This window comes from Sanguibacter suarezii NBRC 16159, from assembly GCF_001552735.1.
GTDB lineage: Bacteria > Actinomycetota > Actinomycetes > Actinomycetales > Cellulomonadaceae > Sanguibacter > Sanguibacter suarezii.
Window position 1 is genome coordinate 1 of record NZ_BCRT01000002.1, and the last position, 16,241, is coordinate 16,241.

At 71.1% G+C, this 16,241-nt stretch carries 11 protein-coding genes and 1 pseudogene; 7 read left to right on the forward strand and 5 right to left on the reverse strand.

All coding sequences use genetic code 11. From position 1 onward, the window contains the following. Together SS2_RS17555 and SS2_RS01070 are read left to right on the forward strand one after the other, a co-directional pair. Window positions 1-999, forward strand: a pseudogene (locus SS2_RS17555) (hypothetical protein); the annotation flags it as partial. Beyond that, window positions 999-2,354, forward strand: a complete 1,356-nt coding sequence (locus SS2_RS01070) for a D-arabinono-1,4-lactone oxidase (RefSeq protein ID WP_066460534.1) — start codon at window positions 999-1,001, stop codon at window positions 2,352-2,354. The pseudogene SS2_RS17555 and the gene SS2_RS01070, both read left to right, overlap by 1 nt. Here SS2_RS01070 and nirD read toward each other — a convergent pair. The 5 genes from nirD to SS2_RS01095 form a co-directional block, all read right to left on the reverse strand. Further along, complete coding sequence (nirD, locus tag SS2_RS01075; protein ID WP_083941485.1) at window positions 2,324-2,740, reverse strand: nitrite reductase small subunit NirD; 417 nt, start codon at window positions 2,738-2,740, stop codon at window positions 2,324-2,326. The two genes, SS2_RS01070 and nirD, sit on opposite strands and share 31 nt — an antisense overlap. Further along, window positions 2,737-5,325 carry a nitrite reductase large subunit NirB gene (gene nirB, locus SS2_RS01080; protein ID WP_066460536.1) on the reverse strand — a complete coding sequence of 863 codons (2,589 nt, stop codon included), beginning with the start codon at window positions 5,323-5,325 and terminating at the stop codon, window positions 2,737-2,739. The genes nirD and nirB overlap by 4 nt, the downstream gene beginning before the upstream one ends. A 64-nt stretch (window positions 5,326-5,389) precedes the next feature. Then, window positions 5,390-7,147, reverse strand: coding sequence for an FAD-dependent oxidoreductase (locus SS2_RS01085; RefSeq protein ID WP_066460538.1), 1,758 nt, complete (start codon window positions 7,145-7,147; stop codon window positions 5,390-5,392). Next, window positions 7,144-9,387, reverse strand: coding sequence for a molybdopterin oxidoreductase family protein (locus SS2_RS01090; RefSeq protein ID WP_066460539.1), 2,244 nt, complete (start codon window positions 9,385-9,387; stop codon window positions 7,144-7,146). The genes SS2_RS01085 and SS2_RS01090 overlap by 4 nt, the downstream gene beginning before the upstream one ends. A 1-nt stretch (window position 9,388) precedes the next feature. Beyond that, window positions 9,389-10,774 carry an MFS transporter gene (locus SS2_RS01095; RefSeq protein ID WP_066460540.1) on the reverse strand — a complete coding sequence of 462 codons (1,386 nt, stop codon included), beginning with the start codon at window positions 10,772-10,774 and terminating at the stop codon, window positions 9,389-9,391. A 242-nt stretch (window positions 10,775-11,016) separates the two neighbouring features. Between SS2_RS01095 and SS2_RS01100 the strand changes: the two genes are divergently transcribed. The 5 genes from SS2_RS01100 (at window position 11,017) to gad (ending at window position 16,237) form a co-directional block, all read left to right on the forward strand. Further along, window positions 11,017-11,646, forward strand: a complete 630-nt coding sequence (locus SS2_RS01100) for a hypothetical protein (RefSeq protein WP_066460542.1) — start codon at window positions 11,017-11,019, stop codon at window positions 11,644-11,646. An 87-nt stretch (window positions 11,647-11,733) separates the two neighbouring features. Further along, a complete protein-coding gene (locus SS2_RS01105; protein ID WP_066460544.1) occupies window positions 11,734-12,426 on the forward strand; it encodes a TetR/AcrR family transcriptional regulator in 693 nt (230 codons plus the stop codon). A gap of 54 nt (window positions 12,427-12,480) precedes the next feature. Further along, the gene (locus SS2_RS01110) at window positions 12,481-13,455 is read left to right on the forward strand and encodes a DUF5692 family protein (RefSeq protein WP_066460546.1); all 975 of its coding nucleotides are present in this window, start codon (window positions 12,481-12,483) and stop codon (window positions 13,453-13,455) included. A 275-nt stretch (window positions 13,456-13,730) separates the two neighbouring features. Next, on the forward strand, window positions 13,731-14,372 hold the full coding sequence (locus tag SS2_RS01115) for an MBL fold metallo-hydrolase (RefSeq protein ID WP_066460548.1): 642 nt from the start codon (window positions 13,731-13,733) through the stop codon (window positions 14,370-14,372). A gap of 464 nt (window positions 14,373-14,836) precedes the next feature. Beyond that, a complete protein-coding gene (gad, locus tag SS2_RS01120) occupies window positions 14,837-16,237 on the forward strand; it encodes a glutamate decarboxylase (RefSeq protein WP_066460551.1) in 1,401 nt (466 codons plus the stop codon). Window positions 16,238-16,241 lie beyond the last annotated feature (4 nt).

Sequence of the window (16,241 nt, forward strand, 5' to 3'; positions counted from 1 at the left end):
TGGGCGGCCCGCCGCGCCCAGCTCGAGCAGCAGGCCGCCGAGCGTCGTCGGATCTACGAGTTCGACCAGGTGGCGCGCGCCCGCGGGGAGCGCCTGGCGCGGCGACGTCGGATGCTGCTGTGGTCCCTGCCGCTGATCCTGGCCGCTCTCGTGGTGATCTGGAAGGCTCTCTCCGTCCCCATCATCGCCAGCTCGGCCGAGGACAAGTACGCCGAGGGCGACTTCACCGGCGCGCAGAGCTCCTATCACCTGCTGCAGACGTGGAACGTCGCCGAGGCGTGGAAGGTGCACTTCAACGAGGGCACCGCCCAGCTGGCCGACAACCAGCTCGACGCTGCGATCGCGACGCTGTTCACCGCCCAGCGCCTGGCTCCGGCCCCGCCGTCGGACATGTCCACGCTGCCCGCGGGCGAGCTCGCCCCGATGTGCGCGGTCCAGGTGAACCTCGCCGTCGCCCACGAGCTCAAGGCCGACGAGACCCACGCCCTGGCCGACGGGTACGTCGACCGGATGAAGCGGGAGCAGATCGCCCTGGACGCCCTCGGTCCTGACGTCCCCACCGACGGCAGCGCACCGGACCCCGAGGCGACCAAGGACCTCGCCATCGCGACGTACCTCGAGGCGGAAGCCCTCTACCGCGAGTCCAACGCGATCCGGGTGCGCAACGGCTGCCCGGACGACGCCGAGGCAGCCGCGCGCAACGTGGAGAAGGAGACGATCGCGCGGGAGAAGCGCGAGGCGTTGGAGAACCCGCCACCGCCGCAGGGCGGTGGGGGCGAGGGCGAGCAGGACCCGCCGCCGGAGGGCGGCGAGCAGCCGCCCACCGACCCGTCCGACCCCTCCGACCCGTCCGCAGGCGGCGAGCAGCCGCTGACCCCCGAGGAGCAGCGCCAGGCTGACCTCGACGCCCGCAACCGTGCCGGTGAGCAGGAGCGACGTCAGACCGAAGGTCTGGTCGACCCGCCCGGGCCCGGCGGTTCCACAGCACAGAACTGGTGATGACAGACGTGACGCAGTCCGTGACGACGCAACCCGCAGGAACCAACTGGGCGGGGAACCTCGCCTACTCCGCTGACGCGGTGGCCTCCCCGAGGACGGTCGCCGAGGTGCAGGAGCTCGTCCGGGCGGCGGCCAGCGCGCCGTCCCGGGTGCGAGCCCTGGGCACCCGGCACTGCTTCAACGACCTCGCCGACACCGACGGGTTGCTGGTCAGCCTCGCCGGCCTGGACCCGGTCGCCGACGGTCACCTGCAGCTGCAGACCGGCGAGGACGGGGTGACGACGGTCCGGGCGAGCGCGGGCACGCGGTACGGCGACCTCGCCGCGGCGCTGCTGCCCCTCGGCCTGGCCGTGCACAACCTCGCCTCCCTGCCGCACATCTCGGTCGCCGGAGCCATCGCGACCGCGACCCATGGCTCGGGCGACACGAACCGCGGGCTGGGCGGCGCCGTCGTCGGGCTGGAGCTGGTGACCGGGACCGGTGAGCTGCTCGAGCTGCGGCGCGGGCAGGACGGGCCCGTGCCCTTCGATGCGGCCGTGGTGCACCTGGGTGCGCTGGGCATCATCACTCACGTCACCCTCGCCGTCGAACCGGCCTTCGACGTGCGCCAGGACGTGTTCCAGGACCTGCCGTGGGAGAGCCTCGCCCAGCACCTCGACGAGATCACCGGGGCGGCGTACTCGGTGAGCGTGTTCACGCGCTGGAACGAGGGCGGACCTGACCAGGTGTGGCTCAAGAGCCGGATGGACGCGCTCGGGGAGGGCCCGCTCGGGGAGGGCGGTGCGCTCGCCTACCAGGACGACTTCTTCGGGGCGCGGCGCGCGACCACCGCGCTGCACCCGCTGCCGGGCATCTCCGCGGTGAGCTGCACCGACCAGCTCGGGGTCGGCGGGCCGAGCCATGTGCGCCTGCCGCACTTCAAGATGGAGTTCACCCCGAGCAACGGGGCCGAGCTGCAGAGCGAGTACCTCGTTCCGCGCGAGCACGCCGTGGCCGCGATCGAGGCCCTGCGCGGGCTGCGCGAGCGCATCGTCCCGCTGCTGCAGATCACCGAGATCCGCACCATGGCCTCGGACGGCCTGTGGCTGAGCCCCGCCGGTCAGTACGACGCCGTCGGGCTGCACTTCACCTGGTTGCCGCTCCAGGCCGAGGTCGAGGCGCTGCTGCCGGTCATCGAGGAGGCGCTCGCGCCCTTCGACGCGCGCCCGCACTGGGGCAAGCTCTTCACGACCGACGCCGCGCGCCTGGCCGAGCTCTACCCGCGGCTCGGTGACTTTGCCCAGCTGGCCGAGACGCTGGACCCGGCTGGGGTGTTCAGGAACGACTACCTGGACCGGGTGCTGCGGTCCACGTAGACCGTGCCGTCCGCGACCCGCACCGGCCACGTGCTCAGGTGCTCGGGCTCGCGGCCCACCGTCTCCAGGCACCGGCCCGTGCGCAGGTCGAAGACCTGCTTGTACATCGGCGAGGCCACCGTCGGTGCGTCACCGCGGGTCCCCACGATCCCGCGGGCCATGACGTACGCACCGCTGAACGGGTCGAGCTGCTGCACGGCGTGCACCGTGTCGTCGGCGAGGCGGAAGACGGCCACCTGGACGCCGTCGACGAGGGCGACCGCGCCGCGCTCGGGGGCGAGGTCCGTCAGTGCGCAGACCGGCAGCCAGGGCTCGCCGGAGGCGAGCAGCGTGGCGGCGGGCAGGGCGGCGTCGGGCAGGGCGTGGGATGCGGCGTCGAGCGTCATGAACGGACCTCCAGAGTGGTTCCTGCGATGAGGACGGCGCCGCTCTCACGCTCGGCCAGGGTCGCCGGGCGGGCCTGGCCGCGCTCGGCGACGTAGGCGAAGGACCTGTCGGTCTCCTCGGGGGCGTTGATGAAGGACCCGAACCGGCGCAGCTTCTCCGGGTCGTCGAGGGTGGCCTTCCACTCGTCCTGATAGGTGTCCACGTGCGCAGCCATCGCCGCATCGAGGTCGGCGCAGATGCCCAGGGAGTCCTCCATGATCACCTGCCGCACTCCCTCGAGGCCGCCCTCGACCTCTTCCATCCACGGCGCGGTGCGCTGCAGGCGGTCGGCCGTGCGGATGTAGTACATGAGGTACCGGTCGATGGTTCGCACGAGGGCCTCGGTGTCCAGGTCCTCGGCGAGCAGCTGGGCGTGACGCGGGGTGAAGCCGCCGTTGCCGCCGACGTACATGTTCCAGCCCTTGTCCGTCGCGATGACGCCGACGTCCTTGCCGCGGGCCTCGGCGCACTCCCGGGCACAGCCAGAGACCCCGAGCTTGAACTTGTGCGGGGACCGCAGCCCGCGGTACCGGTTCTCCAGCTCGATCGCCAGGCCGACGGAGTCCTGCACCCCGAACCGGCACCAGGTCGACCCCACGCACGACTTCACGGTGCGCAGCGACTTTCCGTAGGCCTGGCCGGACTCGAAGCCGGCGTCGACGAGCCTGGTCCAGATCGCCGGCAGCTGGTCCATCCGCGCCCCGAACATGTCGATCCGCTGACCACCGGTGATCTTCGTGTACAGCCCGAACTCCTGGGCGACCGAGCCGATCGCGATGAGCCCCTCGGGGGTGATCTCCCCGCCGGCGATCCGGGGCACCACGGAGTAGGAGCCGTCCTTCTGCATGTTCGCCATGACGTGGTCGTTCGTGTCCTGCAGCGCAGCCATCTCGCCGGCCAGGACGTGCTCGGGGCCGGTCGAGCCGAGGATGTTGGCGATGACCGGCTTGCAGATGTCGCAGCCACGCCCACCGCGCCCGTGCCGGGCGATGATCTCGGAGAAGGTCCGCAGCCCGGTGACCCGCACGGCGTCGAAGAGTTGCGCGCGGGAGAGGTCGAAGTGCTCACAGAGTGCCTTGCTCACCGTCACCCCCGACTTCTCCAGCTCGGACGTCACGATCTTCTTCACCAGCGGCAGGCAGGACCCGCAGCTCGTCCCGGCCTTGGTGCACGCCTTGACGGCGGGGAGGTCGGTGCAACCGTGCTCGGTGACCGCGCCGCGGACGGTTCCGGCGGTGACGTTGTTGCAGGAGCAGACGTTCGCGTCGTCCGGCAGGTCGGCGCCGGGAGCGGGGGCGGACCCTTCCGGGAGCAGGTAGGCGCCGGGGTCGCCGGTGAGCTCGCGCCCGGTGAGCGGGCGCAGCCCGGCGAAGGCGGAGGCGTCACCGACGAACACGCCACCGAGGAGGGTGCGCGCGTCGTCGGAGAGCACGAGCTTCTTGTAGACGCCGGCGACCGGGTCGGCGTAGACGAGCTCCATGGCACCGGGGGTGACGGCGAAGGCATCGCCGAAGCTGGCAACGTCCACACCCTGCAGCTTGAGCTTGGTCGCGGTGTCCGCGCCCGGGAACGTCGCCTCGCCGCCGAGCAGGCGGTCCGCGACCACCTCGGCCATCGCGTAGCCGGGGGCCACCAGCCCGATGCACCGGCCCTCGATGCACGCGACCTCGCCGACCGCCCAGATGGTGGGGTCCTCGGTGTGGCAGGCGAGGTCGACGACGGCGCCGCCGCGCTCTCCGACGGGCAGCCCCGCCACGCGTGCCAGCTCGTCGCGGGGGCGCACGCCCGTGGCCAGGACCACGACGTCGACGTCGAGGCGCCCCCCGTCGGTGAAGTCGAGGCGACCCACGTGGCCGGACCGGCGGGAGGGTCGGATCTCCTTGGTGCCGGTGCTCACCCGCACCGCGATACCCATGGCGTTGATGAGGCGCTTGAGCGCCTCGCCGCCGCCGAGGTCGATCTGGGCGTTCATGAGGTGCGTGCCGGACTGGATGACGGTGGCCTGGACCTCGAGGGCCTTGAGCGCGCCCGCGGCCTCGAGGCCGAGGAGGCCACCCCCGATCACCGCGCCGCGCACGGGCCGACCAGACTTCCGCCGCTCCTCGACCCAGCCGCGCAGCGCTGCGACGTCGTCGATCGTGCGGTAGACGAAGACGCCGGGCAGGTCCGCGCCCGGGATCGGCGGCACAGCCGCGTCCGACCCGGTGGCCAGCACGAGCTCGTCGTAGTCCCATACCCGGCCGAGGCGGTCGGTGACCTGCTGAGCGGCCCGGTCGATCGAGTCGATCGCGCAGTCCTTGAGCAGGGTGACCTGAGGGTCGTCCCACAGGGCTGGGTCGCCGAGGGAGAGCTCCTCGGGGTCACGTGCGGAGAAGTACGAGGTGAGAGCCACCCGGTCGTAGGGGGACCGCGGTTCCTCGGCGAAGACCGTGACCCGCCAGGCGCCTGCGGTGTCCCGTGCACGCAACGCCTCCACCAGACGCTGCGCGACCATACCGCCGCCGACGATGACCACGTGCTTGCTGGGCGGGGGTGTCTGAGTCATGTCACCGACGGTAGGTCGCCCAGATTTCTGTCCGGTACCTCCCGGGTTTCTCTGTCGTTACGTTCTACGGCGCGGCGGGGACGGTCGTGAGCGCGGTGGCGCCCAGCCAGTCCACGAGTCCGCACACCACGTCCGTGCACCCCCCGCACCCGGTGGTGGCCCGGGTGGCGGCAGCCACGTCCGCGACCGACCGCGCTCCGCCGTGCCACGCCTCGACGATGGCGGCCTTGGTCACGGAGTTGCAGCGGCACACGGTCGTCCGGTCGGGCATGTGGGTGGGGTCCGACGCCGTCGTCGTCGCCGAGGCGACCGGTTGGAGCAGCAGGTAGGCCGGGTCCGCTGGCACCGGCGTGCGCCGGGTGTACGCGGCGGTGAGGTCCGCGCCGATCTGCGGTGCACCCACGCACGTCGCCCCGACCACGACCCCACCGGCCACGACGACCTCGACGTGCCGCCCGGCGCTCGGGTCGGACAGCCGCACGGTGCGGTGCGAGGGGTCGAGGGCGCGCCGCGCCCCGCACACCCCCATGGTCACCACGTCCAGGCCGGCGGCCTTGAGGCGCACGACGTCCGTCCCGCGGGGCGCTTCGAGTGCGGGCTGGGCGCTGGCCAGCGCGGTGCCCGACGACGGGCTGTCCACCAACGGGCCGACCGCCGCCCGGGTGACGACGTGCATGCTCAGCCGCAGCGCCATGCTGGCCCGGCCCGGGTCCAGCTGGACGCCGCCGAGCCGGACCCGCGGGGCCCCGGGTGCGTCGACCGTCCGGGCCGCGCTCGCTGCGAGGTGGTCGGCGAGGCGCCGGGACTGGTCCCAGCCCTGGGCGATGAGCCCAGTCCCACCCTCGGGGGGCTGGGCGCAGTCACCGATCGCGAAGATTCGCCGGTCCCCGGGGCTGCACAGAACGTCGTCGACGACGATCCCGCGGTCCACGGGCAGGCCGGCATCAGCCGCCAGGTGGGTCTCGGGGATGGTGCCGCAGGCGAGCACGAGGAGGTCGACGGGCAGGTGGTGCTCGCCGTCGGGCTGGGTCACGCGCAGGCTGGCGAGGTGCCCATCGGTCGTGTGGATCTCGGTGGTGCGGGCGGCGAGACGCACGGCGACGCCCAGCCGGGTGAGCGTCGCGGCGGCAACGGCCCCCGCGTCTGGGTCGAGCTGACGGTCCATGAGGGAGGGACCGCCGTGGACGACGCTGACCGCGAGACCGCGCCGTGCCAGCCCGCACGCCACCTCGAGTCCGAGCACCCCCGCGCCGATGACGACGGCGCGGCGGGCGTTGACGGAGGCGGCGACGATCTCCCGGGCGTCGTCGAGGGTGCGCAGGGCGTGCACCCCGCGGGGCAGCGCGGGTTTCTCGGGGTCAGGCTCGCCGGAACCGGCGGCGCAGGCCGCGCCGGTGTGGCTGGCGGGCCCAGCGAGGCTGGGGAGCCCGGTGATCGCCGGGATGCGGGCGCTCGACCCGGTGGCCAGCACGAGAGCGTCGTAGGGGTGGACCGAGCCGTCCGCGGCGTGCACCACGCGGCGCGCGCGGTCGATGCGCGCGGCGGCGGTGCCCCGGTGCACGGTCGCCCGAGGGTGGACGAGCGCGGGCAGAGCGAGCGAGGCGACCTCCACCTTGCCAGCGACCACCTCGCTGAGGAGCACCCTGTTGTAGGGCTCGTAGGCCTCCGCGCCGAGCACCGTCACCTCGAAGCGGGCCTCCGGCCCGGGACCGGGGCCGTCACGGGCGAGGAGGTCGTCGACGAAGCGGGAGCCGACCATGCCGTTGCCCACGACCACGACCCGGGTCCGAGGGGGGCGGGCCAAGGCGGTGCTGTCGGTCATCGCAGGACCTCCACGCTCGTGGGCAGAGCCGGGGCCAGCACGGTCCCGGCGAGGCTGACGTCGACCGCGCACACCTTGAACTCCGGCATGCCGGAGATCGGATCGGTGGCGTCGGTCGTGATCCGGTTGACGCTGCCCGCACCGGACCAGTGGAAGGGCATGAAGACGGTGTCCTGGCGCACGGACGTGGTCAGCCGGGCCGGGGCGACGATCGCCCCGCGGGCGGTCGCGAGGCGGACGGGTGCGTCGTCCTCGATCCCGAGGGTGAGGGCGAGCACGGGGTGGATCTCCACGAACGGCCCCGGCTGGGCTGCGGCGAGCTCCTCCACCCGGCGGGTCTGCGCCCCGGACTGGTAGTGCTGGAGCACCCGTCCGGTGATGAGGTAGAGCGGGGCGTCCGGGCGCAGGTCGTCGCTCGGACCGACGTGGTCGACGGCGATCATCCGGGCCCGCCCGTCGGCGGTGGGGAAGGTGTCGAGGAAGGTCCGCGGGGTTCCGGGGTGCGGTGCGCCCGTCTCGGCCGGAACCGCGGGGCACGGCCAGAACAGTCCCGGGATGGGCTCGGCGTCCAGACGGGCATGACTGAGCCCGGAGTAGTCGGCCGGCCCGCCGGCGCTCGCCCGGGCGAGCTCGTCGAAGACCTCCGCGGGATCGGTGCCGAAGTGCACCGGTGAGCGCAGGCGCGCGGCGAGATCAGCCAAGATGGCAAGCTCGGAGCGCACCCCCGGCGGGGCGGCGACCGCCTGGCGCCGACGCAGGACCCGTCCCTCGAGAGAGGTCATGGTGCCCTCCTCCTCGGCCCACTGGGTGACCGGCAGCACCACGTCCGCGAGCCGCGCAGTCTCCGACGGGACGAAGTCGCACACCACGAGGAAGTCCAGGGCCTGCAAGTTCGCGGTGACCATCGTGGAGTTCGGAGCGCTGACCACGAGGTTGGAGCCGTGCACGAAGAGCATCTTCGGCCCAGCCGGTGCATCCGGGCCAGCCGGTGCGCCGAGGCGGCGCAACAGCTCGACGGCGGGCAGACCCGGCCCGGGGAGGGACGCCGGGTCCACCCCCCACACCCGGGCGACGTGCTCGCGGGCGGCCGGGTCGTCGATCTTGCGGTACCCGGGCAGCTGGTCGGCCTTCTGCCCGTGCTCGCGCCCGCCCTGCCCGTTGCCCTGCCCGGTCACCGCGCCGTAGCCCGAGCCCACCCGCCCAGGCAGGCCGAGGGCGAGCGCGAGGTTGATCGCGGCGGTGACGGTCGCCGTGCCCTGGGTGGACTGCTCGACCCCACGGCCGGTGAGGATGTAGGCGCCTGAGCCGCCGCCCGCCGGGCTCGCCGCGGCCAGCAGCCGGGCGACCCGGCGCAGCTGCTCGGCGTCGATCCCGCACACCTGCTCGGCGCGCTCGGGCCACCACGGAGCGACCGACCGGCGGACGGCGTCGGCCCCGGTGGTGCGGGCTGCGAGGTAGTCGGCGTCGCCGAGCCCTTCGGCCCACACCACGTGCAGCAGCGCGAGGAGCACGGCGAGGTCGGTGCCCGGGACGGGCTGCAGGTGCACCCCGGCGCCGTCGGCGGTGAGCGCCGCGGTCGCGCTGCGCCGGGGGTCGACGACGACCAGGCCGCCACGTCCGCGGGCACCGGTGAGGTGCTGCAGGGACGGCGGCATGGTCTCGGCGAGGTTGGAGCCGAGCAGCAGGACGGCCTGCGCTCCGCCGAGGTCGGCGAGCGGGAACGGCAGGCCGCGATCCAGACCGAAGGCCCGGTTGGCGCCAGCTGCGGCACTGGCCATGCAGAACCGGCCGTTGTAGTCGATGTTCGCGGTGCGCAGCACGGTCCGGGCGAACTTGCCGAGGGCGTAGGCCTTCTCGTTGGTCAGCCCGCCACCGCCGAAGACGGCGACCGAGTCCCGGCCGTGCGCGGCCGCGATGGCCGTCGCCCGCTCGGCGACGAGGTCGAGGGCGTCGTCCCAGCTCGCCGCGTGCAGCTCGCCGTCGGCGCCGCGCACGAGCGGGGTGGTGAGCCGGTCTCCCACCCCCAGCAGGCTCGCGCTCGTCCACCCCTTCTGGCACAGCCCGCCCTTGTTGGTCGGGAAGTCCCGCCCCTGCACGACGACGGACGCCGACCCCCCGGGCGGCGCGGCGAGCACGGCGTCGGGCACGGCGTCGGGCGCAGGGTCCGGCGCAGGGTCGGGCGCAGGGTGCAGCGACATGGCGCACTGGAGCGCGCAGTAGGGGCAGTGGGTGGCTGTCATGTCAGATCGAGGACGCGGCCATGGCCGAGCCGCGGCGCTGGTAGACGGCCCAGGTGGTCAGTGCCATGACGAGGTAGACGCCGATGAAGACCCACAGCGCCGGGACGAGGCTTCCCGCGTGGGTGGTGGAGAGGGCGAAGCCACGAGGGATGAGGAAGCCACCGAAGGCGCCGATCGCGCCTGCGATGCCGATGCAGCCGGCCGCGGACTTGCGCGCCCGGGCGCGGTCTTCGTCGCGCGCGACACCGGCCTGGAAGACGGCCGGGATCATCCGGTACGTCGCGCCGTTGCCGACCCCGGTGGCCACGAAGAGCAGCAGGAAGGACGCAAGGAAGAGCGGAAAGCTGTGGGAGCCGAGGGCCTGGATGGCGCCCACCGCCCCCACGGACATGACCAGGAAGGCCGTGGTCGTCACGCGTGCCCCGCCGATCTTGTCGGCGAGGATGCCGCCGAGAGGGCGGGCCAGGGAGCCCACCAGCGCACCGAGGAAGGCGATGGACAGCGTGACCTCGGGGAACTGCCCTTTCAGCAGGGTCGGGAAGACACCGGCGTAGCCGATGAAGGAGCCGAAGGTGCCGATGTACAGGAAGGAGATGATCCACGTGTGCCGGTTGCCGGTGGCCGCGGCGAAGGAGCGGTAGTCGGCGCGGGCGCTGGTGAGGTTGTCCATGTACCGCCACGCGAGGAACGCTGCGAGCACGATGAACGGGATGAACATGAGCCCGGCGCGCTCGAGGGCGATGCCCGCACCCGAGACGATGACGAGCGGGACGGCGAACTGCACCGCTGCGGTGCCGAGATTGCCGCCGGCGGCGTTGAGGCCGAGTGCGCGCCCCTTCTCCTTCTCGGGGAAGAAGAACGAGATGTTGGCCATCGAGGAGGCGAAGTTGCCGCCGCCGACGCCGGCGAGCATCGCGATGACGAGCAGCACGCCGAAGGGGGTGTCCGGGCGCTGCACGGCCCAGGCGAGCGCGCCGGTGGGCGCCAGCAGCAGCAGCGCGGAGATGATCGTCCAGTTGCGCCCGCCGAAGAGCGGCACGGCGAAGGTGTAGGGGATCCGCAACGTCGCCCCGACCAGGCTGGGTACCGCGATGAGCCAGAACTGCTGGTCGACGGTGAGCACGAACCCCGCGTTGCCGAGCTGGGGGACGACGATGCTCCAGGTCGCCCAGACCGCGAAGCCGAGGAACTCCGCCAGGACCGAGATCCACAGGTTGCGGTTGGCCACCGCGCGGCCGCCGTCGCGCCAGAACGTCGGGTCCTCGGGGTCCCAGTGGTCGATCCACCGCCCGCCCCGGGCTGGCGGAGTGGCGGGCGGAGCGGTGGGAGCAGCGGTCTTCGCCGGCGCACCGGATGCCTCGAGGTCGTGCGATGTGGGAACAGTCATTGCGGCCTCATTCGATCGCGGCCCGCGGCTCGGGCTCTAGCAGGAGGCTAGGGAGGCCGTGTTTCGGGGGCGGCGTCGGCGGGTTAATCGACCGTTAACTCTGCGCACGTCGGCATCGGGCGGGCGCGAGGACGACGGTGGGCCCGCCGCCAGGAGCGCCCCCGTCCCCGATGCCATAGGGTCACCCTCTCGGCATCGTCGCCGAGCCCGGCGCCCGGCGTCGTGACCCGAAGGACACCGTCATGAGTCTCCTCGACCTCGTCGGCTGGATCGGTTCTGCGATCCTCGTCTGGTCCCTGCTGCAGACCCGCATCGTGCGGCTGCGGGTCATCAACCTCGTGGGCTGCGTCATCCTCATCGTCTTCAACACCCTCGCCGGGGTGTGGCCGATGATGGGCCTCAATGTCGGTCTCGCCGTCATCAACGTCTATCACCTGCGCAAGCTGCTGCTCTCCCGGCACCAGCCCGCGCAGTACACGGTGCTCCCCGCGGACCCGGGCGAGGAGTACCTGCGCTACCTGCTCCGCGTGCACGCCGCTGACATCGCCGCGGTCAACCCCAGCTTCAGCGCCGAGAGCACGCCCTTCGAGCGGGGGTACCTCATCCTCCACGAGGACGAGACGGTCGGTCTCGTCCTCCTGCACGACGCCGGGGACGGGCTCGCGCAGATCGCGCTCGACTATGTGACCCCTCGCTACCGGGACTTCACGCCCGGGGAGTTCGTCTTCCTGCGCAGCGGCCTGCTCGCCGACCAAGGATTCCTGCGGGTGGAGACCATGCCCGGCGCCGTCGACGTCGCCGACGCGGCGACGTACTACCGGCGCCTGGGGTTCACTGGCAACCGCGAGGTTGTGGGCCTCGACGTGGCCTGAGAGATACGACCAAAGTCCCATTGACGGTATGTCAATGGCTCCTACTCTGGTGACATAAGCAGAACGCCACCCCACAAGGAGCCCACCATGGCGACACCGAGCACCCGCCCGGAAGGCACGACGTCGAGCACCGCCGACGCCGCAGCCGTCCCCGCGGCGTCGAGCGCGGCGTCGGGCACGGCGAGCGCGACGGGCCGCACGGTCAAGGCGCCGGACGAGCGGCGCAGCGAGATCCTCGCCGCCGCCCGCGAGCTCTTCGCCGAGCGGGGGATCAACAAGACGTCGATCTCCGACGTGGCGGCCCGGGTCGGCGTCACGCGCGGCCTCGTCTACCACTACGTCGCCGACAAGGACTCCCTCGTGGACGCGGTGCTCGCCGAGTACATCGACGAGATGGTCGACCGCATCCGGGCCTGGGACGCCGCCCGCGAGACCGGCAACATCGAGCAGGCGCTGACGGACTGCATCGCCCTGTTCCGCAGCCTCGCCGGACCCGGGGCCGACGTCCCGCGCATCGACGACACCCGTCTGTACCACCGCTTCCTCGACCGAGCCGTCGAGGCGGTCGTCGACTGCTTCCGCACGACGACGGTCGAGGCTTACGCCCGCCGGCACCGGATCGAGATCGAGAACGTCTACGAGACCTTCTCGGTGCTGATCTACGGGCTCGTCGGGCTCATCCGCGCGGTCCCGACCGTCGACGACGACCGCCTGGTCTCGATCGTCCGGCAGACCCTGCGGCTGGACCGCGCCGAGGAGACCGGAGCGGCGCCCGCCTAGACCATCGCCCCACCCCCTTCCCCCCTTCCTGACGTCCTGTCCTAGGAGACACTGATGTTCTTGTTCGAATCCATCCCGTGGTACTCGGCGCTCATGTGGTTCGCCGTCGTGGCCGCACTCATGCTGGCCAACGAGATCGCCCGTGCCAGCAAGTGGGCGGGTCTGTGCCTGTTCGTGGCGCTGCCCCTCATGCTCACGATCTTCGTGTGGCCCAACACCGCCGGGCCCGGGTCCTCCACCGGCACGTGGTTCCACTGGGTCAAGGTCTACTCAGCCCTCGCCGGCTGCCTCGGCTTCATGGCGCTGCGCTACATCCCGCGCCTGCAGAAGAACAAGATCGCGCTGGCCTTCCCCGCCGCGATCCTCGCCCTGAACATCCTCGAGGCAGTCATCCGTGACTTCCAGGTCTCGAGCATGCACGGCCTCGTCGACGGCGTCATGATGGTCGGCGGATCGTGGAACATCATGAACGGCATCGCCGGCATCCTCAACCTCGTCACCATCTGCGGCTGGGCCGGCATCTACATCACCCGCGACAAGAAGCGGGACATGATCTGGCCGGACATGCTGTGGTTCTGGATCATCGCGTACGACCTGTGGAACTTCGCCTACGTCTACAACTGCGTCGGTGACCACTCCTTCTACGCCGGTGCCGCACTGCTCGTCTCCTGCACCATCCCCGCCTTCTTCCTCCGCAAGGGGGCCTGGCTGCAGCACCGTGCGCACACCCTGGCCTTCTGGATGATGTTCACCATGGCCTTCCCGGCCTTCGTCACCAGCTCGAAGTTCGCCGTGGACTCCTCGCACAACACCACGGCCCTGTTCCTGGTGAGCGCGATCTCCCTCGCCGCCAACATCGCCGTGGCCGTGTACCAGGCGTACCGGATCATCAAGTTCAAGAAGAACCCGCTGAAGGACGAGCTCTACACCGACCTGGCCGCGTACAAGAAGCTCGACGCGGACCGTCCGGTGGAGGCCACCCCCGCGCGGGCCGGTGCCGCCCCCGAGCTGGCCGGCGCCACCTCCTGACTCCGGGCTGAGCAGGGCCCTTCCCCTCAGGCCCTGCTCGGCTCGGCCCCTCTTCCGACGGGGCGTGCTCTCGACGACACAGCGTGCTTTCAACCGCACGCTTCATCGTCGAGAGCACGCCCCGTTCGTCGTCTGAGATGGGTGAGGAGGGAGAGGAGGAGGGCGGGCGGCGGAGGGGCGCTTGGCGCCTGGGGTGGGGGGCGTTGGCGGTGCCTGGTTCGGGGGGCGGGCGTACCGTGAACAGGACTCGCCGCGCGATCCTGAGGAGTCTTGCCATGGAGCTGACCAAGCATGGGCACGCCTGCGTCACGCTGACCAAGGACGGTGTCCGCCTGGTCATCGACCCGGGCTCCTACACCTCCCCCGACGCCCTCGACGGCGCGACCGCGGTGCTCATCACGCACGAGCACGCCGACCACTTCCAGCCCGACCTCCTCAACGACGCCCTGCACGACGACCCGGACCTGACCGTTTGGACCAACCCGGCCGTCGCCGACACGCTCGGGTCGCACGGGGGCCGGGTGCTCGTCGTCGGGCACGGGGACGGCTTCGACGTGGGCGGCTTCTCGATCACCGCCCTCGGGGAGTGGCACGAGGTGATCCACCCGGACATCCCCCGGGTGCGCAACGTCGGCTTCCTCGTCGACGGCACGCTGTTCCACCCCGGAGACGCCTACACCGTTCCGCCGGTCGCGGTCGACACCCTGCTGACGCCGCTGTACTCGCCGTGGACCGGTGTCACCGGTCTTGTCGACTGGGTGCGCGCGGTCCGACCGCGTCAGACCATCGCCGTCCACGATGCCCCGCTCAACGACATCGGCCACGAGATGATCAACCGGTTCCTGCGTCCCGGCGCCCTGGGCACCGGGGCCGAGCACCACCAGCTCGCCGTCGGCGACCGAGTCCAGGTCCCTTGACACACTCTCGCACACCAAGTCAGACATAGGTCAGCCAAGCCGCATCCTCGCTATTTCACTCGACCTGCATGTACCGCCTCACCTCGAACAACGCGATTTGTCTCGATTTACCGATTGCCGAGTCGAATGACACCTGTCACGGTAAAGATCACGGCATGCGAGAGGAGGAGGTCATGGACATCCGTCAGAACACCTCGATCGATCCGACGCCCGCCCGCCTCCACAGCCCCCCATGACCGCTGCAGCTTGGAGGCGCCCCGCTCGTTCCTTCCTGACGGACGAGCGCCTTCCACTCGACCCGAGGGGCCCGCTCTGTGAGCACGCTGCACTCGCCCTGACTCGGGAGCCGCGAGCGCCACGTCAGGGCAGCAAGCGTTCCTGACTGCCCTGTGTCCGCTGCGGCCCATCGCACCATCCCCTTCGACAGTCGACACCAAGCCCTGTCATGACAACGAGGAGAAACCATGCCTGGATCAGCCCGCGGCGCAGAGTCCGAGGACCGCGACGTCGTCTCGCTCAACCCGCTCTTCTCCCGGCCGGGAGAGGCGACCGAGCTTCCCCGCAACACACTTCCGTCCGGGGAGTCTCTACCGGAGACCGCCTACCAGATCGTTCATGACGAGGCGATGCTCGATGGCAACGCCCGGCTGAACCTCGCAACGTTCGTCGGGACGTGGATGGACCCGCACGCACAGAAGCTGTACGCGGAGACCGTGGACAAGAACATGATCGACAAGGACGAGTACCCCGCGACGGCAGCGATCGAAACTCGCTGCTGGAAGATGCTGGCGGGCCTGTGGCACGCTCCAGACCCGGCGAACACGATCGGCACCTCGACCATCGGATCGTCTGAGGCAGCCATGCTGGGCGGCCTCGCCCTCAAGCGTCGGTGGCAGCACGCGCGTCGGTCGGCTGGCAAGTCCACGGACAAGCCCAACCTGGTGCTGTCGAGCGCAGTCCAGGTCTGCTGGGAGAAGTTCTGCAACTACTGGGACGTCGAGGCCCGCTACGTTCCCATTTCCCTCGACCACAAGGTGCTCGACGGCTTCCAGCTCGAGAACTACGTCGACGAGAACACGATCGGGGTCGTCGCGATCCTCGGAGTCACCTACACCGGGATGTACGAGCCGGTGAAAGAGATCTCCGCCGCGCTCGACCGCATCCAGGAGTCGACGGGGCTTGACATCCCGATCCACGTGGACGGCGCGTCCGGTGGCATGATCGCACCGTTCCTCCAGCCAGACCTCGAGTGGGACTTTCGAGTCCCGCGGGTTGCCTCGATCAACACCTCGGGGCACAAGTACGGGCTGGTGTACCCCGGTCTGGGGTGGGCTGTGTGGCGCGACGTCGAGTCGCTCCCTGACGACCTGATCTTCCGCGTGAGCTATCTCGGCGGAGACATGCCGACGTTCGCGCTCAACTTCTCTCGCCCCGGCGCCCAGGTGCTGCTGCAGTACTACTTGTTCCTGCGCCTAGGGTTCGACGGCTACCACAAGGTGCAGAAGGCGTCGCAGGACGTTGCCCTCTACCTCTCGGGCGAGATCGCAAAGATGCCGCAGTTCGACCTGTGGAACGACGGAAGCGATATCCCCGTCTTCGCATGGAGTCTCAAGCAGGGCGGCGACACCAACTGGAACTTGTACCACCTCTCAGATCGCCTCCGCCTCAAGGGATGGCTGGTCCCTGCCTACCCGATGCCCGCGGACCTCGAGGAGCTCACGGTCCAGCGCATCGTCGTGCGAAACGGTCTGAGCATCGACCTGGCCCGTGCGCTGATCGAGGACCTCAACGCGGAGGTCTCCTATCTCGAGGCCCTGTCTGGGCCCATGCCCGTCGAGAACCAGCACCCCGGCTTCCACCACTGAGGGG